This window comes from Cellulomonas denverensis, from assembly GCF_012396125.1.
GTDB classification, from domain to species: domain Bacteria; phylum Actinomycetota; class Actinomycetes; order Actinomycetales; family Cellulomonadaceae; genus Cellulomonas; species Cellulomonas denverensis.
In genome coordinates this window covers 94,548-117,654 of the sequence record NZ_JAAXOX010000009.1, presented here as the reverse complement: position 1 = coordinate 117,654, position 23,107 = coordinate 94,548, and the positions used below count along the sequence as shown (strand labels likewise).

General features: G+C 73.8%; 21 protein-coding genes. 6 read left to right on the top strand and 15 right to left on the bottom strand.

Features of this window, described 5'->3' with window-relative positions:
* Window positions 1-205 precede the first annotated feature (205 nt).
* The 8 genes from HGA03_RS14525 to infC all read right to left on the bottom strand — a co-directional run bounded on the left by HGA03_RS14525 (window position 206) and on the right by infC (window position 12,247).
* Window positions 206-4,366: an ExeM/NucH family extracellular endonuclease gene (locus HGA03_RS14525; RefSeq protein ID WP_168631003.1), complete on the bottom strand. Its 4,161-nt coding sequence runs from the start codon at window positions 4,364-4,366 to the stop codon at window positions 206-208.
* A 684-nt stretch (window positions 4,367-5,050) separates the two neighbouring features.
* Window positions 5,051-7,597, bottom strand: a complete 2,547-nt coding sequence (gene pheT / locus HGA03_RS14520) for a phenylalanine--tRNA ligase subunit beta (protein ID WP_168631002.1) — start codon at window positions 7,595-7,597, stop codon at window positions 5,051-5,053.
* Window positions 7,597-8,661: a phenylalanine--tRNA ligase subunit alpha gene (gene pheS / locus HGA03_RS14515; RefSeq protein ID WP_168631001.1), complete on the bottom strand. Its 1,065-nt coding sequence runs from the start codon at window positions 8,659-8,661 to the stop codon at window positions 7,597-7,599. The genes pheT and pheS overlap by 1 nt, the downstream gene beginning before the upstream one ends.
* A gap of 169 nt (window positions 8,662-8,830) precedes the next feature.
* The gene (gene thpR / locus HGA03_RS14510) at window positions 8,831-9,430 is read right to left on the bottom strand and encodes an RNA 2',3'-cyclic phosphodiesterase (RefSeq protein ID WP_168631000.1); all 600 of its coding nucleotides are present in this window, start codon (window positions 9,428-9,430) and stop codon (window positions 8,831-8,833) included.
* A gap of 43 nt (window positions 9,431-9,473) precedes the next feature.
* Window positions 9,474-10,364: a TrmH family RNA methyltransferase gene (locus tag HGA03_RS14505; RefSeq protein ID WP_239073760.1), complete on the bottom strand. Its 891-nt coding sequence runs from the start codon at window positions 10,362-10,364 to the stop codon at window positions 9,474-9,476.
* 89 nt (window positions 10,365-10,453) lie between these two features.
* A complete protein-coding gene (gene rplT, locus HGA03_RS14500; protein ID WP_168630999.1) occupies window positions 10,454-10,840 on the bottom strand; it encodes a 50S ribosomal protein L20 in 387 nt (128 codons plus the stop codon).
* Between the two features lie 58 nt (window positions 10,841-10,898).
* Window positions 10,899-11,093, bottom strand: a complete 195-nt coding sequence (gene rpmI, locus HGA03_RS14495; protein ID WP_168630998.1) for a 50S ribosomal protein L35 — start codon at window positions 11,091-11,093, stop codon at window positions 10,899-10,901.
* Window positions 11,094-11,191: 98 nt separating this feature from the next.
* On the bottom strand, window positions 11,192-12,247 hold the full coding sequence (infC, locus tag HGA03_RS14490; RefSeq protein WP_373307725.1) for a translation initiation factor IF-3: 1,056 nt from the start codon (window positions 12,245-12,247) through the stop codon (window positions 11,192-11,194).
* 292 nt (window positions 12,248-12,539) lie between these two features.
* Between infC and HGA03_RS14485 the strand changes: the two genes are divergently transcribed.
* The 3 genes from HGA03_RS14485 to HGA03_RS14475 all read left to right on the top strand — a co-directional run bounded on the left by HGA03_RS14485 (window position 12,540) and on the right by HGA03_RS14475 (window position 15,136).
* Window positions 12,540-13,007, top strand: a complete 468-nt coding sequence (locus HGA03_RS14485) for a Fur family transcriptional regulator (RefSeq protein ID WP_168630997.1) — start codon at window positions 12,540-12,542, stop codon at window positions 13,005-13,007.
* Window positions 13,008-13,186: 179 nt separating this feature from the next.
* Window positions 13,187-14,683 (top strand): catalase, encoded by a 1,497-nt coding sequence (locus HGA03_RS14480; protein WP_168630996.1) that lies wholly within the window; start codon window positions 13,187-13,189, stop codon window positions 14,681-14,683.
* 96 nt (window positions 14,684-14,779) lie between these two features.
* Window positions 14,780-15,136: a DUF1844 domain-containing protein gene (locus HGA03_RS14475; protein ID WP_168630995.1), complete on the top strand. Its 357-nt coding sequence runs from the start codon at window positions 14,780-14,782 to the stop codon at window positions 15,134-15,136.
* On the opposite strand, the gene HGA03_RS14470 is transcribed toward HGA03_RS14475, so the two are convergent.
* The gene (locus HGA03_RS14470; protein WP_239073762.1) at window positions 15,129-16,364 is read right to left on the bottom strand and encodes an MFS transporter; all 1,236 of its coding nucleotides are present in this window, start codon (window positions 16,362-16,364) and stop codon (window positions 15,129-15,131) included. The genes HGA03_RS14475 and HGA03_RS14470 overlap by 8 nt on opposite strands.
* Before the next feature lie 40 nt (window positions 16,365-16,404).
* Between HGA03_RS14470 and HGA03_RS14465 the strand changes: the two genes are divergently transcribed.
* The 3 genes from HGA03_RS14465 (at window position 16,405) to HGA03_RS19105 (ending at window position 18,360) form a co-directional block, all read left to right on the top strand.
* A complete protein-coding gene (locus tag HGA03_RS14465; RefSeq protein WP_239073764.1) occupies window positions 16,405-17,007 on the top strand; it encodes a hypothetical protein in 603 nt (200 codons plus the stop codon).
* Entirely contained in the window at window positions 17,004-17,741 is a 738-nt protein-coding gene (locus tag HGA03_RS14460) for a S1C family serine protease (RefSeq protein ID WP_168630993.1), read from the top strand. The genes HGA03_RS14465 and HGA03_RS14460 overlap by 4 nt, the downstream gene beginning before the upstream one ends.
* A 64-nt stretch (window positions 17,742-17,805) precedes the next feature.
* A complete protein-coding gene (locus HGA03_RS19105; protein ID WP_168630992.1) occupies window positions 17,806-18,360 on the top strand; it encodes a hypothetical protein in 555 nt (184 codons plus the stop codon).
* Between the two features lie 9 nt (window positions 18,361-18,369).
* Here the strand turns inward: HGA03_RS19105 and HGA03_RS14450 are convergent, their stop codons facing one another.
* The 6 genes from HGA03_RS14450 to HGA03_RS14425 all read right to left on the bottom strand — a co-directional run bounded on the left by HGA03_RS14450 (window position 18,370) and on the right by HGA03_RS14425 (window position 22,956).
* Complete coding sequence (locus tag HGA03_RS14450; protein WP_168630991.1) at window positions 18,370-19,188, bottom strand: SseB family protein; 819 nt, start codon at window positions 19,186-19,188, stop codon at window positions 18,370-18,372.
* Complete coding sequence (gene priA / locus HGA03_RS14445; RefSeq protein WP_168630990.1) at window positions 19,185-19,928, bottom strand: bifunctional 1-(5-phosphoribosyl)-5-((5-phosphoribosylamino)methylideneamino)imidazole-4-carboxamide isomerase/phosphoribosylanthranilate isomerase PriA; 744 nt, start codon at window positions 19,926-19,928, stop codon at window positions 19,185-19,187. The genes HGA03_RS14450 and priA overlap by 4 nt, the downstream gene beginning before the upstream one ends.
* A gap of 41 nt (window positions 19,929-19,969) precedes the next feature.
* On the bottom strand, window positions 19,970-20,614 hold the full coding sequence (gene hisH, locus HGA03_RS14440) for an imidazole glycerol phosphate synthase subunit HisH (RefSeq protein WP_168630989.1): 645 nt from the start codon (window positions 20,612-20,614) through the stop codon (window positions 19,970-19,972).
* A gap of 109 nt (window positions 20,615-20,723) precedes the next feature.
* Window positions 20,724-21,224: a hypothetical protein gene (locus tag HGA03_RS14435; protein ID WP_168630988.1), complete on the bottom strand. Its 501-nt coding sequence runs from the start codon at window positions 21,222-21,224 to the stop codon at window positions 20,724-20,726.
* The gene (hisB, locus tag HGA03_RS14430; RefSeq protein WP_203767734.1) at window positions 21,221-21,823 is read right to left on the bottom strand and encodes an imidazoleglycerol-phosphate dehydratase HisB; all 603 of its coding nucleotides are present in this window, start codon (window positions 21,821-21,823) and stop codon (window positions 21,221-21,223) included. The genes HGA03_RS14435 and hisB overlap by 4 nt, the downstream gene beginning before the upstream one ends.
* A complete protein-coding gene (locus HGA03_RS14425) occupies window positions 21,820-22,956 on the bottom strand; it encodes a histidinol-phosphate transaminase (protein ID WP_168630986.1) in 1,137 nt (378 codons plus the stop codon). Before HGA03_RS14425 ends, hisB begins: the two co-directional genes overlap by 4 nt.
* Window positions 22,957-23,107: the final 151 nt, after the last annotated feature.

Sequence of the window (23,107 nt, the reverse complement as noted above, 5' to 3'; positions counted from 1 at the left end):
GCACCCGGGCGCCCACGCGTCCACGCGCCCACGCACCGACGCACCGACGCACCGACGCACCGACGCACCCACGCACCCACGCACCCACGCACCCACGCACCGAGAGTGCACGAATGCACGCCTCAGCAGCTCTGAGGCGTGCATTCGTGCACTCTCGGCGACACAGGCCCGGCCCCAGGGATCCCGGGCCTGTGTCGCCGGTGGGTCAGCGGACCCGGACGGTGACCGGGGTGCTGGTCGAGCCCGCGACGGTGCCCGGGTCGGCGGGGACGAAGGTCGCGGTGAACTCGTGCGTGCCCACCGAGGTGGAGCGCGGCACGGTGGTCAGCGCGATGCCCAGCACCACCCGGGACCGGGCGATCACGGTGTCACCGTCCCGGAACTCGACCGTCCCGCTCGGCAGCCACTGGCCCTCGACCCGGACGGTGGAGATCAGCACCGCCGGCAGCAGGGCGCCCTTCGGCTGACTGCTGCGGGTGGTGACCAGCGTGGTGGTGGACTCCTTGAGCTCCGGACCCGCGGGCGCCGTCACGGTCAGCGGCACGGTGGCGGTGGTGCCACTCGGGTCGGCGACCAGGGTCAGGGTGTGCGACCCGGCAGTGGTCCCGGCCGGCACGGTGACCGACACGGTCCCGGCACCGGCCGCCAGGGTGGCCGTGCCGATCGAGCTGCCGTCCAGCTGGACGTCCAGAGCGGTGTTCTCCGGCGCGCCCAGGCTGGTCAGGTTCAGCCCGGCCACGTCAACGCTCAGCTCGGTCCCGGCCTCGGTCTCCGGCAGCACCGGCACCTGCACCGCACGCTCCCGGAAGTCCGGGCTCAGGCCGGGGTGGGCCTGCAGGTAGGCGATCCAGGCGTCCCGGTCCACCAGACCCGAGTCCGCGGTGCCGGTGCCCTCCTCGAACACCCGGAAGTTGTCCCCGCCCTGCGCCAGGAAGGAGAACGTCCCCACCCGGTACTCGGCGTCGGCGTCCAGCGGGGCACCGTCGATGGTCACCGAGGTGATCCGCTCCCCGGCCGCCGCATCCGGGTCATAGGTGTAGGACACATTGTCCGACAGCCCGAGCTGCAGGTACGGCCGGGACGGCACCGACCCGTCCTCGTTGGTCTGCCACTGCTGTTCCAGCATGGTCTCGACCTGGGCGCCGGTCAGCGTGGTGGTCCAGAGGTTGTTCACGAACGGCAGCACCGCATTGGCCTCGGCGTAGCTGATCGTGCCGTCCGGGGCGTACAGCAGCTCGGCGCGCAGCCCGCCGGGGTTCACCACCCCGATCTGGGCCCCGCCGCGATCGGCATCGGACAGGGTGTCCAGCAGTGCGTCGGCCACCAGGTTGCCCAGCGTCGACTCCTTGGACCGGTCGTCCCGGCCACTGGTCGGCGTCGGACCCGGGCCGGCATAGCCGTCCGGGCCGTAGGAGCCGCCCGCGAACGCGGTGGTGATGTCGGCGGTCACCGAGCCGACCGGCTGGCGGCCGATCTCGTCGGCGGCGGCCAGTGCGGCGTCGACGATCTGCTGCACCTCGGCCACCCGCGGGTAGGTCGCGGCCAACTGGTCGTCGAAGGCGTCCTGGGTCTGGCCCGCGGCCGGGGTCAGCCGGGCGACGTTGCTGCCCGCCAGCGCCGAGACCGCACCGTCGGCCGGGTCGTAGGTCAGCGTGACCTTGCCCAGGTACTCGCCGTAGGACCCGGTCTGCACGATCGGCCGGGTGTCCTGGCCGTCCACCGGCCCGTACCAGGCGTACTGCTTGTGGGTGTGCCCGGTGAAGATCACGTCCACCGCCGGGTCGGTCGACTCGACGATGTCGGCGAACGCCCCACCGGCAGCGACCTCGTCCGCCAGGGTGGCGCCGTCCGGCGTCCCCGCGCCGGCACCCTCGTGGTACTCGGCGACGATCACGTCGGCCTCACCATTGGCCGGGTCGCCGTCGGTGAGCTGGGCCGCGACCCGGTTGACCGCCTCGACCGGGTCGCCGAAGTCCAGGCCCGCAATCCCGGCCGGGGTGACCAGGGTCGGCGTCTCCTGGGTGACCGCACCGATCACGCCCACGGTGATCCCGCCGGTCTCGACCAGGGCGTACTCGTCCAGCGCCGGGTCCTGGGTGCCCGCGGTGTAGACGTTGGCGCCCAGGTAGGCGAACTCGGCGTTGGTGCCGTTCGCGATCACCCGGTCCACCAGGTCGTCGTAGCCACGGTCGAACTCGTGGTTGCCCACCGCGGAAGCGGACAGGTCCAGCGCGTTCAGCACGTCGATGGTGGGCTGGTCCTCCGCGGAGGAGGAGGCGAACAGCGAGGCGCCGATGTTGTCGCCGGCGGACAGGAACACCGGGTTCTCCGCCGCCGCGCGCTCGGACTCCACCGTTCCGGCGAAGGCGACGGTGTTGGCGTCGATCCGGCCGTGGAAGTCGTTGATGTTCAGCAGGGTCAGGTCCACCGGTCCGGTCGGCCCGGTCTCCCCCGCGGACAGCCCGACGATCACCGGGTCGTGGTCCGAGGACCGGTAGGCGTCCGGGGCGTAGAACAGCGTGCCGTGGTAGTTGTACCGGCTGTACTCCAGGGCGATGGACTCACCGGAGTTGATGTTCCAGATGTCCGCCCCGGTGGCCCGGTCCAGCGCCGCCTGGTTCAGCAGCACGTGGTCCAGCGAACCGGACAGGCCGGAGAACGAGTAGCTGTACTCCCCCTCGGCCAGCGTGCTGCCCGCGTCGGTGTAGCCCGCGTCGTACAGCACCTGCAGCGGGTCCTCGGCGGTGTAGGAGTTGAAGTCGCCGACCAGTGCGACCGCCTCGGCGTCGCCCTGCACGGACGGGATCCAGTCCCGCAGCGCCTGTGCCTGGCGGACCCGGGACTCGGTGGACGCCCCCTGGCCGTCACCGGTGTCGGCGTCGCCCGGCCACGGACCGGCGGAGCCCTTGGACTTGAAGTGGTTCACCGCGACGAACAGCTGCTCGCCGCCGCCGGCCGGGGCGAACACCTGACCGATCGGCTCGCGGGCGTTGCCGAAGGCCTGGTCGTCGCCGGACTGGTCGCCCAGCGCCCGGGACTCGCCGACCGTCTCGACCGCGGCGGTGCGGTAGATCAGCGCGTTGGTGATCACGTCCTGCGTGCTCGGGTCGGGCAACTCGGCGGAGCGCGGCACGAACGCCCAGGTCTGCTCGCCGGTGGCGGCGTTCAGCGCGTCGACCAGGGTGCTCACCGCGTGGTCGTCGGCGGAGTTCTCGATCTCCATCAGGCCCACGATGTCCGCGTCCAGGGCGTTGATCGCCGCGACGATCTTGTCTTGCTGGCGCTGCAGGTCCTCGGCGTCCCAGGCACCGCGCGGGGCGCAGCCGTCCTTGACCGTCACGCCGTTGCCGGCCCGGTCGGTGTAGGCGACGCAGCCCGCGGTGGTGGCGCCCAGGGTGGTGAAGTAGTTCAGCACGTTGAACGACGCCACCGACAGGTCACCGCCCACCGGGTCCGGGGCGTCGGTGCGGGTGTTGCCGAAGCGCACGTCCGCGGCACCGGCGGAGGTCGGGTTGAGCTTCCACAGGCTGTTGCGGAAGTCGACGATCACCGGGGAGTCCACCACCACCGGCGCACCGACCCGGACCGGCTCGGTCAGCGACACGTAGGGCGGCGTCAGGGCCTGGTTCGCCGCGGACAGGAAGTTGGTGGTCGCACCGTCGTCCAGGGTGACCTGACGGGCGGCGTTGTCGGCGACGACCGCGGCGGCCTCGGCGGACCCCGGCACCGCGACCTCGGTGGGCTGGATCAGCGGCGTGGTGCCGGTGGCCAGGCCGACCTCGCCGTACTGGTTGGTGCTGTAGGTGTTGCTCACCGTGAGGTCGCCGGTGGGCAGGTAGAGCATCGACTCCAGCGTCTCCCGGGTGGCGTCGTCGGCCGGCCACGGAGCGCTAATCGGGGTGACCGGCGCGGCGGTCGTGGCGTCGAGCTGTTCGACCCCGGCGGCGGCGTTCACCGTGAGCTCGGTCAGCCCCTGGTACTCCGAGACGGCGCCGGTGACCCGGACGTAGTCGCCGATCTCCACACTCGACACCGTGTTCGGCGAGTACACGAACACCGCATCCGAGGCGGTGCGGCCGGACAGCTCGCCGCCGGTGCCGGGGGTCTGGATCACGTAGCCGCGGAAGCCACCGGTCGGGTAGGCGGCGGTCACCAGGCCGGAGGTGGTCACGGTCTGGCCGTTGAGCGGGGAGGTGTCGCCGGTGCCCTGCACCTGGGCGATGGTCGCCGTGTCGGCGGTGGTGGTGGCCAGCGGGACGGTCACGGCGGCGGCGCTGCCGACCGGGATCATCACCAGGGCCGAGAGGGCGGCGAGGGCCGCCCCGGTTCTGCGGTTGCGCGCCGCTGCTCTCACCGAGATCTCCATTCGTCGGTCACAGGGCCGTGTCACGGAGGTCACACAGCCGCCGACCAGTATTGGCGGAATGTCCGATTCGGCCAACTATCGGTGGGTAACGACCTGGTGAACACCTCCCAGGAGTCGCCGGACGCGGCAGGAATCCGCGGAAGTCGCCCCGGCCCGGCGGGTTCGGATGGGTCCGCAGGTGAGACAAGTCGTCTCATTCCGCCCCCGGACGGCGCGTCCGGGCCCTCTCGGCCCCGCGCCCCGGCCGCCCACCTCGGGCCCGCGCCCCGGCCGAGTTCGTCACCGCCGCCGCCAGATCGGCACCCCGGCCACCGCACTCGGCGCGGGACTCCCGCACTCGGCGCCCGACCACCGCGCTGCTGCCGGACCCCGCACTGCCGCCCGACTCCGGACTGCCGCCCGACCCCGGAATACCGCCGGACCCCGCACCCCGGGAGCGCCGTCCCTCCCGACCTCGGGCCCGCGGCCCCGCCGAGTTCGTTACCGCCGTCGCCACGTCGGCACCCCGGCCACCGCACTCGGCGCGGGACTCCCGCATTCGGCACAGGCCCTCGAACAGGCGCGCACTCCCGCACGGGCCCCGACCCCCCGCACTCGGCGCCGCACCCCACTCGCGCGCGGCGGGGCCGGGTGCGCGAACGGGGGCCACACCCCTAGGTGCGACCCCCGTTCGGGTGACGAGCGCTACGCCCGGAGCGTGGCACCGAACCGGCGACCGGCCTCGGCCACCACCGCCTCGCGCACCCCGGCGGTCTCCTCCGCGGTCAGCGTGCGGTCGGCCGCGCGCAGCCGAAGCGCGAAGGCGAGCGACCGCTTGCCCTCGCCCAGCTGCTCACCGGTGTACACGTCGAACAGCCGGGCGCTCTCCAGCACCGGGCCGGCCGGGGAGGCGTCCGCACCGGTCCGCACCGCGTCCAGCACCTCGGCCACCGGCACGGTCGCGTCCACCACCAGGGCGACATCCTCCTTGGCCGCCGGGTAGGTCGACACCTCCACCGCGACCACCGGGGCGGTCGGGGCGGCGGCCAGCAGCAGGTCCAGGTCCAGCTCGAAGGCCACCGGGCGCCCCGGCAGGCCCAGCTGCCCGGCCACCTTCGGGTGCAGCTCGCCGGCCCAGCCCACGACGGCACCCTGCGCGGTCTCCACCCGGACGCACCGGCCGGGGTGGAACGGTGCCCGCTCCCGGTCCGCGACCAGGCGCACCGGCACCCCGAGCACCCCGGCGATGTCCTGCACCGCCTCGACCGCGTCCGAGGGGTCGGCCAGCCGGACATCGGGCTCCCGCCAGCCCAGGGCGACCCCGGCCACCCGGCGCGGCTGGTGCGGCACCGCGGCATCCATCGCCTCCAGCACCTCGGCGGCCGGCCGCTCACCCAGCGGCGGCACCGGTGCGGGCGGCAGACCGGGCTCCGGCAGCGTGACCGCGCCGACCTCGTAGATCGCCAGGCCGTCGGTCGCCGACGATCCGCGGGCGACATTGCGCCGGGCGGTGTCCAGCAGGGTGACCAGCAGCGAGGTGCGCAGGTACGGCTGCTCCTCGGACAGCGGGTTCGCCAGTCGCAGCAGCGTGCGCCGCTCGTCGTCGGCCGCCAGGCCCAGGGCGTCGAGCTGGGCGGTGCCGACGAACGGGTAGGACAGCGTCTCCACCCAGCCCCGGCCGGCCAGCAGCGCGGAGACCGCACGGCGACGGAGCTGGTCGTCGGTCAGGCCGGCACCCGCCGGGGCGGTGGGCACGATCGACGGGATCCGGTCGTAACCGTGCAGCCGGGCGACCTCCTCCACCAGGTCCACCGGCTCGGTCAGGTCGGGCCGCCAGCTCGGGACGGTCACCGCGACACTGGCCTCGGCCCCGGTGCCGGCGATCTCCCCCACCGTGCAGCCGATCTGCCGCAGCAGCCCGGTCACGGTGGCGGCGTCCAGCTCCAGGCCGATCAACCGGGCCGGCAGAGCGAGCGGCAGGTGCAGCACCGGCGACGGCAGCGGGTGACCGACATCGGTGCGGGCCTGGTCTGCGACCCCGCCACCGTGCTCGACCAGCAGCTCGACCACCCGGTCGACCGCCACCGGCGCCAACTGCGGATCGACGCCGCGCTCGAACCGCTTGGCGGCCTCCGAGGACAGCTTGTGCCGCCGTGAGGTCCGGGCCACCGACACCGGGTCGAAGTGCGCCCCCTCGATCAGCAGGTCGGTGGTCGACCCGGAGACCTCGCTGTCGGCGCCGCCCATCACGCCGGCCAGCCCGAGCACCCGGGCGCCGTCGGTGATCAGCAGGTCCTCGGCGTCCAGCGCGCGGTCCTGGCCGTCCAGGGTGGTCAGCCGCTCGCCGGCCCGGGCACGCCGGACCACGATCGGACCGTCCAGGGTGGCCAGGTCGTAGGCGTGCAGCGGCTGGCCCAGGTCGAGCATCACGTAGTTGGTCACGTCGACCGCCAGGCCGATCGGCCGCATCCCGGCCTCGGTGAGCCGGCGCTGCATCCAGGTCGGCGACGGCTGGTCCGCCGCCACGCCCCGCACCACCCGGGCGACGAACCGGTCCGCCCCGGGCACGCCGTGGATCGGGGCGTCGTCCCGCAGCTCCACCGGGTACCCGCCCTCGGACGGCAGCTCCGCCACCGGGACCAGGCCCGGGTCGGTGAACCGGGCACCGGTGGCGTGCGAGTACTCCCGGGCCACCCCGCGCATCGCGAAGCAGTACCCCCGGTCCGGGGTCACGTTGATCTCCAGGACCTCCTCGCCCAGCCCGAGCAGCTCGCGCGCGTCGGTCCCCGGGGCAGCGTCGATCCCGATCCGGGACAGCACGATGATGCCGTCGTGGTCCTCGCCGAGGCCGAGCTCGCGGGCCGAGCAGATCATCCCGTCCGAGATGTGGCCGTAGGTCTTGCGGGAGGCGATCGGGAACGGTCCGGGCAGCACCGCACCCGGCAGCGCGACCACCACCCGGTCGCCGACGTCGAAGTTCTGCGCGCCGCAGACGATGCCGCGCGGGCCGCCGTCCACCCCGTGCTCCGGGCCGACGTCGACCTGGCACCAGTTGATCGTCTTGCCGTTCTTCTGCGGCTCGGGCACCCGAGAGACCACCTCGCCGACCACCAGCGGGCCGGTGACCTGGGCGGGGTGGATCGTCTCCTCCTCCAGGCCGACCCGGACCAGATCGGCCGCCAGGGTCTCCGCGGTGATGCCCGCGGGCAGCTCGACGTGCTCGCCGAGCCAGGTCAGGGGAATGCGAGGCATCAGATCACCGCCCGGAACTGGGTGGAGAAGCGCACGTCGCCCTCCACCATGTCGTGCATGTCCGCGATCGAGTGCCGGAACATGAGCGTGCGCTCGATGCCCATCCCGAAGGCGAAACCGGAGTAGACGTCGGGGTCGATCCCCGCGGCGCGCAGCACATTCGGGTGGACCATGCCGCAGCCGCCCCACTCGATCCAGCCGGGGCCACCCTTCTTCTGCGGGAACCACAGGTCCATCTCGGCACTGGGCTCGGTGAACGGGAAGAAGGACGGGCGCAGCCGGGTCCGGGCCTCCGGGCCGAAGATCGCCTGCGCGAAGTGGTCCAGGGTGCCCTTGAGGTGCGCCATGGTCAGGCCCTTGTCGACCGCCAGGCCCTCGACCTGGTGGAAGACCGGGGTGTGCGTGGCGTCCAGCTCGTCGGTGCGGTAGACCCGGCCCGGGCAGACCACGTACACCGGCACCCCGCGCTCCAGCAGGCTGCGGGCCTGCACCGGCGAGGTGTGCGTGCGCAGCACCAGGTGCGGGTCCTGGCCGGCCTGGTCGCCGACCCCCTGCACGAAGAAGGTGTCCTGCATCTGCCGTGCCGGGTGGTCCGGGCCGAAGTTCAGCGCGTCGAAGTTGAACCACTCCGCCTCGACCTCGGGCCCCTCGGCGACCTCCCACCCCATCGCCACGAACACGTCCGCGATCCGCTCCTGCAGGCTGGACAGCGGGTGCCGGGCACCGGCGGGGTGCCGGTCGACGGGGCCGGTCAGGTCGACGGTCTCGGCGACCAGGATCCGGGCGTCGCGCTCGGCCTCGAGCTCGGCGGTCCGGGCGGCGAGCGCCTGGTTCACCCGGCCGCGGGCTTGGCCGAGGGTCTTGCCGGCGGTGGCCTTGTCGGCGGGCGCCAACCCACCGATCGCCCGGTTCGCCAGCGCGAGCGGGCTGCGCTCACCGGTGTGCGCGGTGCGCACGGCCTTGAGGGCATCGAGGTCGTCGGCGGCGGCCACGGCGGCCAGCGCGTCAGCGACGGCGGAGTCGACGCCGGCGGCATCGAGCGGGGACAGAGGTGTCTCGGACATCCGGACCTTCCATACGGGGTCGCGGCGACGCCAGAACACTGCTGACGTGCCGGTGGACGAGTCTAGTCGCGCCCGCTCCCCGGTCCGTGGACTGTCCGTGCGTCAGCCGTGGATCCCGGGAACGGGCCCGGGAAATCGGCGCGCGACGGTCGTCATGCCGGTCATCCTGTCACAGCGGCCACTGCGCACACACCGAATACAGCGGACCACCGGCCCGGCCCGCGCCCGGCTCCGACCGGGCCAGCACCAGGGAACCCACCGGCCACACCGGCCCGCGGTACACCGACAGCGCATGCACCAGCTCGTCGGCCGGACCGGGCTCGTGCCGCCCACGCCGGCTCCGGCCGTGCTCCTCGCGCACCCGGCCGAGAGTGACGTGCGGCCGGGACCGCACCCGGTGATCGCCGGCGATGCCGACCGACTCCCCCGCCGCCCGGGTGGCCGCCACCAGCCGGTGCACGGACTCCAGGTCGCCGCCGACCCCGGCCCAGAGCGTGCGGTGCGCGAACACCCCGGCCCCGCGCAGTTCCAGGTCGAAGGGTGGCTCGCTCACCCGGCCGAGTTCCTCGGCCAGCGCGGCGGCCTGTCCCTCCCCGACGTCGCCATAGAACGCCAGGGTCAGGTGCCAGCACTCGGCGGCGATCCAGCGGATGCCGGACGGGCCCAGGCCGGGTGAGGTCTCGGGGTCGACCCCGACGCTGGTGCGCAGGGCGTGGGCCAGGTGGGCCCGGACGTCGGGGGTGGGCCAGAGGGCGGCGAAGAGGCGCATGAGGGGCGGCTGGGGGTCGGGGACGAGGGACGGGATCGGGCGGCTACCGGTGGGCGCGGGAGCTGGCGTAGAGGCAGACGGCGGCGGCGGTGGCCAGGTTCAGCGACTCGGCATGGCCCCGCAGCGGCACCCGGACCACCGCGTCGGCGGCGTCCCGGTCCTCGGCGGGCAGGCCCCACGCCTCGTTGCCGAACAGCCAGGTGGTCGGGCGGCGCAGATCGACCCGGCCGGGCTCACCCCGCACCGCGGCATCCTGCAGGTCGTCCAGATCGTGCGTCCCCGCGCCGTCCGCGGCGAGCACCTGCGACCCGGCGGCCCGCAATGCCGCGACCGCGTCCGGCACGGACAGTCCGTGCACCACCGGCAGGTGGAACAGCGACCCGGCGGTGGACCGGACCACCTTGGGGTTGGTCACCTCGACCGCGTCGCCGGCGACCACCACGGCGTCCGCCCCGGCGGCGTCGGCGACCCGGATCACGGTGCCGAGGTTGCCCGGGTCCCGCACCCGCGCGAGCAGGGCGATCAGCCGCGGGCCGGTGGCGAGCACGGCGGGCAGGGCGTCGGCGTCCAGCGGGCCGACCGTGCCGCCGTTGCCGGCCCGGGCGGCGTCCGGCGGGGTGGCGACCGCGAGCACGCCCTGCGCGTCCGGGGACATCGCCGCCAGCACCTCGGGGGTGCCCAGGTGCCGGAACAGTCCGGCCGCGTCCTGCACGATCTCCGGGTACCGGGCGGCCGCGTCGGGGGTGAGATAGACATCCCGCACCCGCTCCGGCGACCAGCGCACCAGTTCCCGGACGGCCTGCGGCCCCTCCACCAGGTACTGCCCTGCCCGGCGCCGGGTCGCGCGCTGCGCCAGGCCGCGCACGGTCCGCACCCGGTCGGCCTGCGGGTTGGTCAGCGTGGGCACGGTCGGGTCGAAGTCGGTGCGGGACACCGCCCCATCATCCCGTACCACCGCCCGGACACACGACGACCCCCGCCGGACCGGGGTCCGACAGGGGTCGTGGCGTGCGGAGTGCCTGCTCAGGCAGCGGCGCGCGGCGCGTTCACGTCCGCGGGCAGCGCCTTCTTGGCGACCTCGACCAGCGCGTTGAACGCCGGGGCGTCGTTGACGGCCAGGTCGGCCAGGACGCGACGGTCCACCTCGACACCGGCGAGCTTGAGGCCCTGGATCAGGCGGTTGTAGGTCAGACCCTGCTCGCGGGACGCAGCGTTGATCCGCTGAATCCACAGCTTGCGGAAGTCGCCCTTGCGGACCTTGCGGTCGCGGTAGGCGTACACCAGGGAGTGGGTGACCTGCTCCTTGGCCTTGCGGTACAGGCGGGACCGCTGACCGCGGTAGCCGCTGGCGCGCTCCAGGGTCGACCGGCGCTTCTTCTGGGCGTTGACTGCCCGCTTCACGCGTGCCACGTGATGCTCCTTGCTTGTCTAGGGCTCGGGTGTGCCGCGACCGTGAGGCCGCACGGCATCAGCGACCGAGCAGCTTCTTGATCTTGGGGGCGTCAGCCGCGGAAACGACCTGGTCCTGGGCGAGGCGGCGGGTGCGCCGGCTCGACTTGTGCTCGAGGTAGTGGCGAGCGTTGGTCTGCTCGCGCATGAGCTTGCCGCTACCCGTCACCCGGAAGCGCTTCTTGGCACCGGAGTGCGTCTTGTTCTTCGGCATGGCTGCCGCTCTCTCCTTGTCTCGTGTCCCGCACCCGGAGGCGTGGAACGCGGCCTGACGGGTCCGGTGGGAACCGCAGGGTGTGCTGGTGGTCCGGCTCAGCTCGTGGCCGACCGGCCGCGGGGGGCCGGACGGGCCGCGGGCTTGGGCGCGGGCCGCGGGGTGGGCTTCGGGGCGCCGCCCTCCGCGTCGGCCGGGGCCGGTGCGGTGGGGGTCGCCGCGGGCTTGGCAGCGGCCGGCTTGGCGGTCGCAGCGGGCTTCGCAGCAGCGGCAGGCTTCGCCGCGGCGGCGGGCTTCGCGGCGGTGCCGGGCCGGGCAGCGGCCGGCTTCGCGGCGGCAGCCGGCGTGGCAGCAGCGGGCTTCGCCGTCGCGGCGGGCCGGGCGGCGGCCGGGGTCGCCGCAGCGGCGGGCGCCGGAGCAGCAGCCGGGGCCTCGGCCGGAGCAGCAGCCTCGGACGGCGCAGCAGCCGGAGCGGACTCGGTGATCTCCTCCACCCCACTGGCGTCGAAGTCGACCTGCTCCGCCGGGCCGTCAGACTCGCTGCGCCGCGCACGACGCTGCTCGTTCTTCTGCTCCGACTTCTTCTTGACCGGCCCGAGGACCATGGTCATGTTGCGGCCGTCCTGCTTCGGCATGCTCTCGACGAAGCCCAGCTCGGCCACGTCGTCCGCCAGGCGCTGCAGCAGGCGCACACCCATCTCCGGGCGCGACTGCTCGCGACCGCGGAACATGATCATGACCTTGACCTTGTCGCCGGCCTTGAGGAACCGCTCGACGTGGCCCTTCTTGGTGCCGTAGTCGTGCGGGTCGATCTTGAGCCGGAAGCGGATCTCCTTGAGAACCGTGTTGCTCTGATTGCGCCGGGCTTCACGGGCCTTCATGTCGGCCTCGTACTTGAACTTCCCGTAGTCCATGATCTTGCAGACCGGGGGACGGGCGGTCGGCGCGACCTCGACCAGGTCGAGATCGGCGTCCTGAGCCAGGCGCAGTGCGTCCTCCACGCGGACGATGCCGACCTGCTCGCCGTTCGGGCCGACCAGGCGGACCTCGGCGACGCGGATCCGATCGTTGATGCGGGGCTCGCTGATGTGGTGCTCCTCGGTGTCTCGACGGTGTGACCACCAGGAACGGGAAAGGCCCCCGAACCTGAGCACAGGCGGGGGCCGACACGGTCGCGGCCGCGCACGGATGCGCAGCTCGCACGGACACGCCGGAGGCGGCCCGCTGACCGAGACCTGGACTCTGCTGCGGCACGAGGCCGGCGGTCGAGACTCAGGTGGGAGGGACTCCACTTGTGCACCCGGGCCGCACGCGAGGCACGACCCAGGCCAGTCGGGAAGAACTCTACCAGACCGGCCACCGGGGACGACCCGCGCGCCGATCGGATCTGACACGCCGTCAGATGCCTACTTGAACAGTTCCAGAAAACGTGTCAGGGTTTCCGGCATGGAGCTCGACCAGCACGTCCACGCCCACGCCGGACCCACCGACCCGGGCGAACTGCTGCGCGAGCACGGGCTGCGGGTGACCGCTCCCCGGGTGGCGGTGCTGGCTGCGGTGGGCGACCTGCCGCACGCCGATGCCGACACCATCCTCAAGCAGGCCCGGACCGCACTGCCCACGGTGTCGGTCCAGGCGGTGTACGACGTGCTGCACGCCCTCACCGCCGCCGGGATCCTGCGCCGGATCGAGCCCGCCGGGCACCCCGCCCGGTACGAACGCCGGGTCGGCGACAACCACCATCACGTGGTGTGCCGGTCCTGCGGCGTGGTCGGCGACGTCGACTGCGCAGTGGGTGAGGCCCCCTGCCTGACCCCGAGCTCGACCTCCGGCTTCCGGATCGACACCGCCGAGGTGACGTACTGGGGCCTGTGCCCGCAGTGCGCCGCCGCTCCGGTGCCGGCCACGACCTGACGCCCGCCCACGACCCCGGGGACCCGCCCCCGGTCAGCCGCTGCGGTACCCGCGCCCTCCCCGCGCGGGCCTGATTCCCCTGTGCCGATCGGGCAACCCGCCCGAACGGTGCCCCGGCCTGCCCGGAACCGGCCCGCCCCGGCCGGAGACGGCGACCACGACTGGAAGGAACCTCTCCCATGACGCAGGAGAACCCGACGACCACGAACACCTTCGGTGCTCCGGTCGCCTCCGACGCCCACTCCCTCACCACCGGGCCCGACGGCGTCACGGCGCTGCACGACCACTACCTGGTGGAGAAGCTGGCGCAGTTCAACCGCGAGCGGGTCCCGGAGCGCGTGGTGCACGCCAAGGGCACCGGCGCCTTCGGCGAGTTCGTGGTGACCGAGGACGTCTCGGCCTACACCCGGGCCGCCGTCTTCCAGCCCGGCGCGACCACCGAGATGCTGCTGCGGTTCTCCACCGTGGCCGGTGAGCAGGGCAGCCCGGACACCTGGCGCGACGTGCACGGCTTCGCGCTGAAGTTCTACACCTCCGAGGGCAACCTCGACATCGTCGGCAACAACACCCCGGTGTTCTTCATCCGCGACGGGATGAAGTTCCCCGACTTCATCCACTCCCAGAAGCGACTGCCCGGCTCCGGCCTGCGCGACGCCGACATGCAGTGGGACTTCTGGACCCTGTCGCCGGAGTCCGCGCACCAGGTGACCTACCTGATGGGCGACCGCGGCCTGCCGACCACCACCCGGCACCTGAACGGCTACGGCTCGCACACCTACCAGTGGATCAACGCCGCCGGTGAGCGGTTCTGGGTGAAGTACCACTTCATCTCCCGCCAGGGCCTGGAGTCCTTCACCCCGGAGGAGGCCGAGCGGGTCGCCGGTGCGGACGCCGACTACCAGCGCCGGGACCTGTACGAGGCGATCGAGCGCGGCGAGTTCCCGACCTGGGACGTCTACGTGCAGGTGATGCCCTACGACGACGCGAAGACCTACCGGTTCAACCCCTTCGACCTGACCAAGGTCTGGCCCAAGGGCGACTACCCGCGGATCAAGGTCGGCCAATTCACGCTGAACCGGAACCCGCGCAACTTCTTCGCCGAGATCGAGCAGGCCGCCTTCTCCCCGGCGACCCTGGTGCCCGGCACCGCGATCTCCCCGGACAAGATGCTGATGGCCCGGGTGTTCTCCTACCCGGACGCGCAGCGCTACCGGGTGGGCACCAACTACGCCCAGATCCCGGTGAACGCCCCCAAGTGCCCGGTGCACTCCTACACCGCCGACGGTGCCCAGCGGCACGACTTCAACGCCCCGGAGGTGCCGGTGTACGCGCCGAACAGCTTCGGCGGGCCGGTGGCCTCGGCCGTCGCCGCCGGTGAGGGCTCCTGGGAGTCGGACGGCGAGCTGGTCCGTGCCGCCGCCACCCTGCACGCCGAGGACGACGACTTCGGCCAGGCCGGCACCCTGTACCGGGAGGTCTTCGACGAGGGCGCCAAGGCCCGGTTCCAGGAGACCCTGGTCGGCCAGTACCGCGCGCTGACCGTGGAGCGGGTCAAGGAGCGGTTCCTCTGGTACTGGACCCAGGTCGACGCCACCCTCGGCGCCACCCTGCTGGAGCTGATCGCCGCCGGTGACTCCGGCGCCCCGATCGACCAGCCGAGCGACACCGACGTCTGAGACGTCCAGCCGACGGCCGCCCGTTCCCAGCCGGGAGCGGGCGGCCGTCGCCGTTCCACGTTTGGTTCTGCCGCCCCGCCGGGTGAGGATCAGCCCATGACCGAGACCCCGGATGCCACCGCCGCCGTCCGTGACATCGCCGATGTCGCCGCCGTCGAGGTGATCACCACCGCCGCCGTGCACCTGATGAGCGCCGCCGCCGTGAAGTGCGGCCTGTCCCCCGACACCGAGGACGCCACCGGTGCCGAGCTGATGGACCTGGATGAGGCCCGCAAGCTGATCACCGCGCTGGCCGCCCTGGTCACCGCCTCCGCGCCGGACATCGGCAACCAGCACGCCCGCTCACTGCGGGACGGCCTGCGCTCGCTCCAGCTCGCCTTCCGCGAGGCCTCGCCGTTCCCGGACGCCTCGGGTGAGGGCCCGGGCGAGAAGTTCACCGGCGCGGTCAGCTGACCGTTCCGCGGCGCAGCCGCAGCACCCGCATCGCCAGCAGTCCGATCCCGGCCAGCACCACCCCCGCCCCGGCCGCGAAGCCGAACCCGGCCTGTGCGCCGAGGGCGTCGATCACCGCACCGCACACCGGTGCGCCGATCGCCCCGCCGAGGGTGTTCGCGGTGCCGCTCCAGCCCATCACCTCGCCGCGCCGGTGCTCGGGCACCATCCGGACCAGCGAGGCGTTGATCGACGACAGCGCCGCCGCACAGGGCAGTCCGGAGATCACGATCGCTACCGCGAGCTGGGTGGGTGTCTGCGCGAAGGCGGCCGGCAGGGTGAACAGCCCGAACAGCCCGACCAGGGTCAGCGGGTGCAGGTCCAGCGGGCTCGCGCCGTAGACCAGCCCGCCCACCGCCGATCCCAGACACCACAGCGCCACCACCCAGCCGACCGAACCGGGCCGGCCCCAGTCCTCCAGTGCCGCCACGATGCTGACGTCGGTCCCGTTCAGCAGCACCGCCACCGACGAGGCCGAGGCCAGCACGATCAGCAGCCCGGGGCTCAGCCAGGTCCGCCCGGTCACCGCCGGCTCCGCCGTGACCACCGGGGCACCGGCCTGCGCCACCGTGGTCGGGCCGCCGTGCCGGGCATCGCGCTGCACCGAGGTGGTCGGCGGGTTCGCCCAGAACAGCGCCACCCCGGCCAGCACCGTGCTCGCCCCGACGACGGTCAGCGCCACCGCCGTGGACAGCGACGTGGCCAGGAACGCCGCCAGCACCGGTCCGACCATGAACGTGACCTCGGTGCACACCGAGTCGAAGGCGAAGGCGGTGCGCTGCTGCTCGGCCGGCACCAGCACCGACAACGACTGCCGCACCACGGAGAACACCGGCACCAGGAACGCCCCCGCCACCGCCGCGGCGACGATCAGCCAGACATAGTCCAGCCGGGGCGCCACCAGCCAGATCACCGAGGACACCAGCACCGAGGGGATCAGCGCCCGGCGCAGCCCGATCCGGTCCACCCGGCGGCCCCGCCACGGCGCGCCGATCGCCATCCCCACCGTCATCGCCGCCGCGACCACCCCGGCCTGCGCATAGCCCCGATCCAGGGTCAGCACCACGTGCAGGGTGAGCGTCACCCCGGTCATGGCGTGCGGGATCCGGGCGACGAAGGCGATCAGGGTCAGGGGCAGGACACCGGGCAGCCGCAGCACGCGGCCGTAGGAACCGAGGGACACGAGCACCCATTCTCCCTGCTCCACGGCGCCCCGTAGGCTTGCGTAGGTGACCACCGCCGGAGCCGAGGACCCGCTGGGTCCCCTCGCATCCCTCGACGACCACCAATCCCCCGCGCCCGCGGCCCGTCCGCAGCGCCGGTTGCGGATCATCGCCGTGGTGCTCGCCGTGCTGCTGGTGGCCGTCTCGGCGCTGGCGGTGTTCTTCTGGCTCCGCAGCGACCGGTGGGCCGCCTACGCCGACCAGGTCGAGACCGATGCCGGCACGATCGGCGAGGAACTCGCCCAGCTCCGCACCGCGCACGAGGGCACCGTGGCCGAGCTCGCCACCGTCCAGGAGCAGCTGGACGCCTCGCAGCAGCGGGTGACCGAGCTGGCCGCGGAGAAGGCCGAGGTCGGCGACGACCGGGAGGCCCAGCGCCAGCTCGTCGACTACCAGCAGCGGGTCTCCGCGGCGGCCGGGTCGGTGGCCACGTCGCTGACCGAGTGCATCAACCGGCAGCAGGAACTGGTCGGCTACCTCGACAACGCCGCCGCCTACGACCCGGAACAGCTACAGACCTTCCGCACCCAGGTCGACGAGCTGTGCGCCGCCGCCTCCGCCGCCAATGACGCCCTGCAGCGCGAACTGACCGGGGGCGTCACCGAATGAGCCGGTCCCACCGGGTACGCGCGGCCGTGGCCCTCGCGGCATGCTGTGCGCTGCTGGCCGGCTGCTCCTCGTTCACCATGCCCGGCGACCCGCCCACCGACCTGGTGCCGTCCAGCCTGCCCCAACCGGTCCCGTCCTCCACCGGCAACCTGTCCCCCGACGGCTTCGACGCCGCACAGCGGATGTCGGTCCGGGTCCGGAACGTCGGCTGCGGATCGGTCAGCACCGGCTCGGGCTTCGCGATCGACGAGCACACCCTGATCACCAACCGGCACGTGATCGCCGACTCCGCGGAACTGCAGCTCAGCACCTACGACGGGCGCGACCTGGCGGTGTCCACCTCCGCCTCCGCCCCGGTGGCCGACCTGGCGCTGGTCCGCACCGACGATGCCCTGCCGTCCGCCACCCGGCTCGGCGACGCGGACCCGCAGCCCGGCGACCCGATCACGGTGGTCGGCTACCCCGAGGGTGGGGCACTGACCGTGACCAGCGGCAAGGTGATCGGCAGCACCCCCGACCCGCTGCACAGCAACCTGGGCGAGGTGCTGCTCACCGACGCACCGGTGGAACCCGGCTCCTCCGGCTCGGCGGTGCTGGACAGCACCGGCGTCGTGGTCGGCGTGGTCTACGCCAAGAACGACAGCGGGCAGAGCTTCGTGGTGCCGGTCAGCACGCTGCGCAGCATCCTCGCGGACGAGTCGGCCCTGGTGCCGAGCGCCACCTGCTCCGGGTAAGCCCTTCCTCCACCGCACGGTCCGTGCGACGGTGGTCGTCCGGATCCCGCACCAGGAGGCAGCCATGAGCCACGACCACCCCGTCGATCCCTCGATCGACGACCTCACCGCGCTCACCGACGCGGCCAGCGACACCTTCTCCGTCCGCCGGGTGTTCGGTGAGGCGTACCAGCAGGACGGCGCCCTGGTGATCCCGGTCGCCCTGGTCACCGGCGCCCATGCCCGGGCCGCCGCGGGTGGCCGGGGACGGCTCAGCGACGGCCGGCGCGGACCGCAGCACGACCCGGAGCCGGACACCACCCCGGAGGACGGCGCCGACCCGCAGGACGGACCGGCCCCGGCGGACGGCCCGCGACCCGGCCCCTGGGGGCACCACCGGCACCCGCACGGACACCCCCGCGGCGGCCGGGCCAACGGGATGGGCCGGGCCGGGGCCGGGGCGTTTGGCACCCAGATCCGCCCGCTCGGGGTCTACGTCGTGCGCGACGGCGACGTCAGCTGGCAGCCGGCGATGGACCTGAACCGGGTGATCCTCGGCGGGCAGATCGTCGGTGCCCTGGTCGGGACCGCACTGGCGGTGACGCTGCCGATCGTGTCGCTGCTGCGCCGCCGGAGCTGATCCGCGGCCTCAGCGCAGCCGGACCTGGACCGAGTCCACCCGGCGGGTCACCGACTCGCTGCCGGCCAGCGCGGCGCCGACCGCCCGCACCAGGGTGTCCACGGTGCCGCGGTCCAGGCCTGGCACCAGGTGCAGCTCCACGCTCAGCTCGGCCCGGTCGCCCGGCGCCACCACCACCTCGCGGACGGCCGGCGGCGCGGCGGCCGGTGCGGGCGTGCGCTCGCGCTGCCACCAGTGCCGGCGCGGTGCGGTCGCCTGCTCGGACTCCGCCGACTCCCCCACCGCCAGCACGGCGGTGATCGCCTCGCGGACCGCGTCCCGGACCTCCGGGACCACCGTGCGGTCCGCCCCGGTGCCGACGACCGCGGGGGCCCAGTCGGTCTGCTGCGCGAGCGCCCACACCGCGGGCCGGGGCACCAGCACCGTGACCGGGCCGCCGGGGTCGAGCACCAGCAACTCCCAGCCCTCCTCGACCGCCGACAGCGCGGCCCGGGCGATCTCGCTCGGCACCGGCCGGGCGTCGGCGCGCCAGGCGGTCATCGCCGCCACCGAGCTGAACACCGGCAGCGCGGTCCGGCCGTCCGGCGCCTGCAACGCCACGATCCCGGCCGACGCCTCCCGGTCCACCGTGTGCCCGTGCACGACCTCGGTCGCCTCCGCCTCGGCCAGCACCGGCACCAGCACCCGGGTCCCGGCCAGCGCGGCCACCACCTCCGGCACCCCGGCCCGCCCCTCGGCGTGGTCGGCGAGCACCGCGGCCAGCCCCGGGTCGGCCGAGCCGTCGTCCCCGGCGAAGGCCGAGGTCGGCGGCAGCTCCCTGCCGGTCACGGGCGACCCGCGACGTCCAGCGCCTCCGGCAGGGTGAACGCCCCGGCGTACAGCGCCTTGCCGACGATCGCACCCTCCACGCCCTCGGCCACCAGCTCGCGCAGCACCCGCAGGTCCTCCAGCGAGGAGATCCCGCCGGAGGCGACCACCGGGGCATCGGTCCGGCGACACACCTCGCGCAGCAGGTCCACATTGGGGCCGCGCAGGGTGCCGTCCTTGGTCACGTCGGTCACCACGTACCGCGCACACCCCGCCTGGTCCAGCCGGGCCAGCACCTCCCAGAGGTCGCCGCCCTCCCGGGTCCAGCCGCGCGCCGCCAGCGTGGTGCCGCGCACGTCCAGGCCCACCGCGATGGCGTCGCCGTGCCGGGCGATGGCGTCGGCGGTCCACTCCGGGTCCTCCAGCGCGGCGGTGCCCAGGTTCACCCGGGCGGCGCCGGTGCCCAGCGCACGTTCCAGGGAGGCGTCGTCCCGGATGCCGCCGGACAGCTCCACCCGCACCCCCCGGCCGGTCAGGTCCGCGGTCACCTCGGCGAGCAGCGGTGCGTTCGACCCGCGGCCGAAGGCGGCGTCCAGGTCCACCAGGTGGATCCACTCCGCACCGCCGGCCTGCCAGTCGAGCGCGGCCGACAGCGGGTCGCCGTAGGAGGTCTCCGACCCGGCCTCGCCCTGGACCAGGCGCACGGCCTGCCCGTCGGCGACGTCCACGGCGGGCAGGAGCTGCAGGCGGTCGGTGGTCATGGGTCTCCTCGTGACGGTGCGGGGTGGGGTCGGGCGGCGGGTCAGCGCAGGCTCTGCACCCAGTTGCGCAGCAGCGCGGCGCCGGCGTCGCCGGACTTCTCCGGGTGGAACTGGGTGGCGGCCAGCGGCCCGTTCTCGACCGCGGCGACGAAGCGCCCGCCGTGATCGGCCCAGGTCACCAGCGGCGGGGTGAAACGGCTCGGGTCCGCGGTCTCGTCCAGGGGGAAGCTCCGCGCGGCGTAGGAGTGCACGAAGTAGAACCGCTCGTCCTCGACCCCGGCGAACAACCGGCTGCCCTCGGGGGCCTCCACGGTGGCCCAACCCATGTGCGGCACCACGTCGGCCTCCAGGCGGTCGACCAGCCCCGGCCACTCGCCGAGACCGTCGGTCAGGGTGCCGTGCTCGTCGCCCTGCGCGAACATCACCTGCATCCCGACGCAGATGCCCAGCACCGGGCGGCCACCGGCCAGCCGGCGGTCGACGATCTGGTCGCCGCGCACCTCGCGCAGCCCGGCCATCACCGCGGCGAACGCCCCCACGCCGGGCACCACCAGGCCGTCGGCCTCGGCGGCGCGATGGGGGTCGTTGGTCAGCTCGACCTCGGCGCCGACCCGTTCCAGGGCGCGCACGGCGGACCGGACGTTTCCGAATCCGTAGTCCAGGACGACGACATCAGGTTGTGGCACGTCCCCAGGCTAACCGGCCCGGGTCCCGCGGTGGCCGGTGTCCCGAGGGGCGGGCGGTGACACCGGACACGGTCCGGTCGGTGACGCCTGTCCTGGCGCGGGCCGGTCGCTACTTCTTCCGCCGACCTGCGGACAGCGCGCGCATCGCGCTCCACCGGGACATGCCGACGCTGGTGACCGTCCCGGGCACCTCCGCCGGGGTCCGGGTGCCCAGCAGCAGGTCCTCCAGCTCCGACGGCGCACCGGACAGCACCAGCCCGGCGGCCAGGTCGTCCTCGTGCTCACCACCGCTCCACCGGCTCGCGGCGATCCGCCCACCGCGCCGGTCGAGCAACAGCACCGGGGCCATCGGCAGGATCCGGGACAGGGCAGCGGCCGCCGCGGTGCCGGCCGCAGCGTTCGGCGCGGCCCGCAGCACCGCGAGCGCCCCGACCGGTGACGGCACCGCGTCCACATCGATCCCCGCCAGCGAGCAGGCGGCGGCCAGCGGCTTGGCCTCGGCGACCTGGGTCACCAGCAGCGTGATCGTGGGCTCATCCGGCGCGGAGGCCTCCGCCAGCCCGGACAGGTCGTCCGGGATCTCGATGCCGAGGTCGTCGTCGTCGCTCACAGCGCGCCCTTCGTGCTCGGGATGCCGTCCACCCGGGGGTCGACGGCCACCGCGGCGCGCAGGGCCCGGGCCAGCGCCTTGAACTGGGCCTCGACGATGTGGTGCGGGTCGCGGCCGGCCAGCACCCGCACGTGCACGGTGAAGGCGGCGTGGTGGGCGATCGACTCCAGCACGTGCCGGGTCAGCGAGCCGGTGAAGTGGCCGCCGATCAGGTGATACTCCTGCCCGGCCGGTTCGCCGGAGTGCACCAGGTACGGGCGGCCGGACACGTCCACCACCGCCTGGGCCAGTGCCTCGTCCAGCGGCACCGTGGCGTCGCCGTACCGGGAGATGCCGCGCTTGTCGCCGAGCGCCTCGCGCAGTGCCTCGCCCAGGCAGATCGCCACGTCCTCGACGGTGTGGTGCGCGTCGATCTCGGTGTCGCCGGTGGCCCGGACGGTCAGGTCGATCAGGGAGTGCTTGCCCAGCGCGGTGAGCATGTGGTCGTAGAACGGGACGGTGGTGCTGATGTCCGTGCGGCCGGTGCCGTCCAGGTCCACCTCCACCACGACGCTGGACTCGCTGGTCGTCCGCTCGATCCGTGCGGTCCGTGCGCTCACTGCCCCACCACCTCGCTCAGTGCGGCCTTGAACGCCGCGGTCTCCTGCGGGGTGCCGACCGACACCCGCAGCCATCCCTCGGGCCCGACCTCACGGATCAGCACCCCCCGGTCCAGCAGTCCCTGCCAGACCGCGTGCCGGTCCGGGAACGTCCCGAACAGCACGAAGTTCGCGTCCGAGTCCGCCACCCGGTGTCCCTGCGCGCGCAGCCAGTCCACCAGGGCGTCCCGCTCGGCCCGCAGCGAACCGACCTGGGCCATCAGCTCCGCCGAGTGCCGCAGCGCCGCCCGGGCGGTCGCCTGGGTCACCGCGGACAGGTGGTACGGCAGCCGGACGATCCGCAGCACGTCCACCAGCTCGCGGGAGCCGGCCAAGTATCCGATCCGGGCGCCGGCCAGGCCGAAAGCCTTCGACATGGTGCGGCTGACCGCCAGGTGCGGGTACTCCGCCAGCAGGGTCAGCGCGGAGGGCACGCCGTCGCGCCGGAACTCGCCGTAGGCCTCGTCGACCACCACCACGCAGCCGCCCGGCACCTCGGCCGCGGCATCGAGCACCTCGCGCACCGTGTCTAGAGCCAGCGCGGTGCCGGTCGGGTTGTTCGGGCTGGTCAGCAGCACCACCGACGGCGCCTCCCGGGCAAGCAGCCCGCGGGCCTCGGCCGGGTCGATGTCGAAGTCCTCGGTCCGCCGGCCCGCGATCCAGCGGGTGTGGGTGTCCCGGGCGTACTCGGGGTACATCGAGTAGGTCGGCGCGAAGGACACCGCGGTGCGGCCCGGGCCACCGAAGCCCTGCAGCAGGTGCAGCATCACCTCGTTCGACCCGTTCGCGGCCCAGATCTGCTCCGCGGGCAGCCGGACACCGGACTCAACCGCGAGGTAGTCCGCGAGGTCGGCGCGCAGGTCCAGGAACTCGCGGTCCGGGTAGCGGTTCAGGCCGTGTGCCGCCCCGGCGACCGCGTCGGCGATCTCCCGCACCACCTCCGGCGAGGGCGGATACGGGTTCTCGTTCACGTTCAGCAGCACCGGCACGTCGAGCTGCGGAGCGCCGTAGGGCGCCTCACCGGCCAGTTCGGGGCGCACCGGCAGCGCCGCACTGCGGGGTGCGGCGGTCGTGGGGTCGGGTGAAACGGTCACGGGCCGATGGTATCCACGCCGAGGGCCGGGCCCCGGAGTTGTCCACAGGCACGGCGCGAACCCGGCGTTCGGCTGTCCACATCGGATGACTCGGCGCGGTGGTCCCCAGCCCGGCCCCGGCTGTCGGGAGCTGCGCCTAGGCTGCCCGGCC

Bases quoted from the DNA above. Each gene is read 5' to 3' on its own strand.
- HGA03_RS14480 (WP_168630996.1), top strand. From the start codon at position 13,187: ATGACGCAGGAGAACCCGACGACCACGAACACCTTCGGTGCTCCGGTC.
- HGA03_RS14525 (WP_168631003.1), bottom strand. From the start codon at position 4,366: ATGGAGATCTCGGTGAGAGCAGCGGCGCGCAACCGCAGAACCGGGGCG.
- rpmI (WP_168630998.1), bottom strand. From the start codon at position 11,093: ATGCCGAAGAACAAGACGCACTCCGGTGCCAAGAAGCGCTTCCGGGTG.
- priA (WP_168630990.1), bottom strand. From the start codon at position 19,928: ATGACCACCGACCGCCTGCAGCTCCTGCCCGCCGTGGACGTCGCCGAC.
- pheT (WP_168631002.1), bottom strand. From the start codon at position 7,597: ATGCCTCGCATTCCCCTGACCTGGCTCGGCGAGCACGTCGAGCTGCCC.
- thpR (WP_168631000.1), bottom strand. From the start codon at position 9,430: ATGCGCCTCTTCGCCGCCCTCTGGCCCACCCCCGACGTCCGGGCCCAC.
- pheS (WP_168631001.1), bottom strand. From the start codon at position 8,661: ATGTCCGAGACACCTCTGTCCCCGCTCGATGCCGCCGGCGTCGACTCC.
- HGA03_RS14475 (WP_168630995.1), top strand. From the start codon at position 14,780: ATGACCGAGACCCCGGATGCCACCGCCGCCGTCCGTGACATCGCCGAT.
- HGA03_RS14485 (WP_168630997.1), top strand. From the start codon at position 12,540: ATGGAGCTCGACCAGCACGTCCACGCCCACGCCGGACCCACCGACCCG.
- HGA03_RS19105 (WP_168630992.1), top strand. From the start codon at position 17,806: ATGAGCCACGACCACCCCGTCGATCCCTCGATCGACGACCTCACCGCG.
- HGA03_RS14460 (WP_168630993.1), top strand. From the start codon at position 17,004: ATGAGCCGGTCCCACCGGGTACGCGCGGCCGTGGCCCTCGCGGCATGC.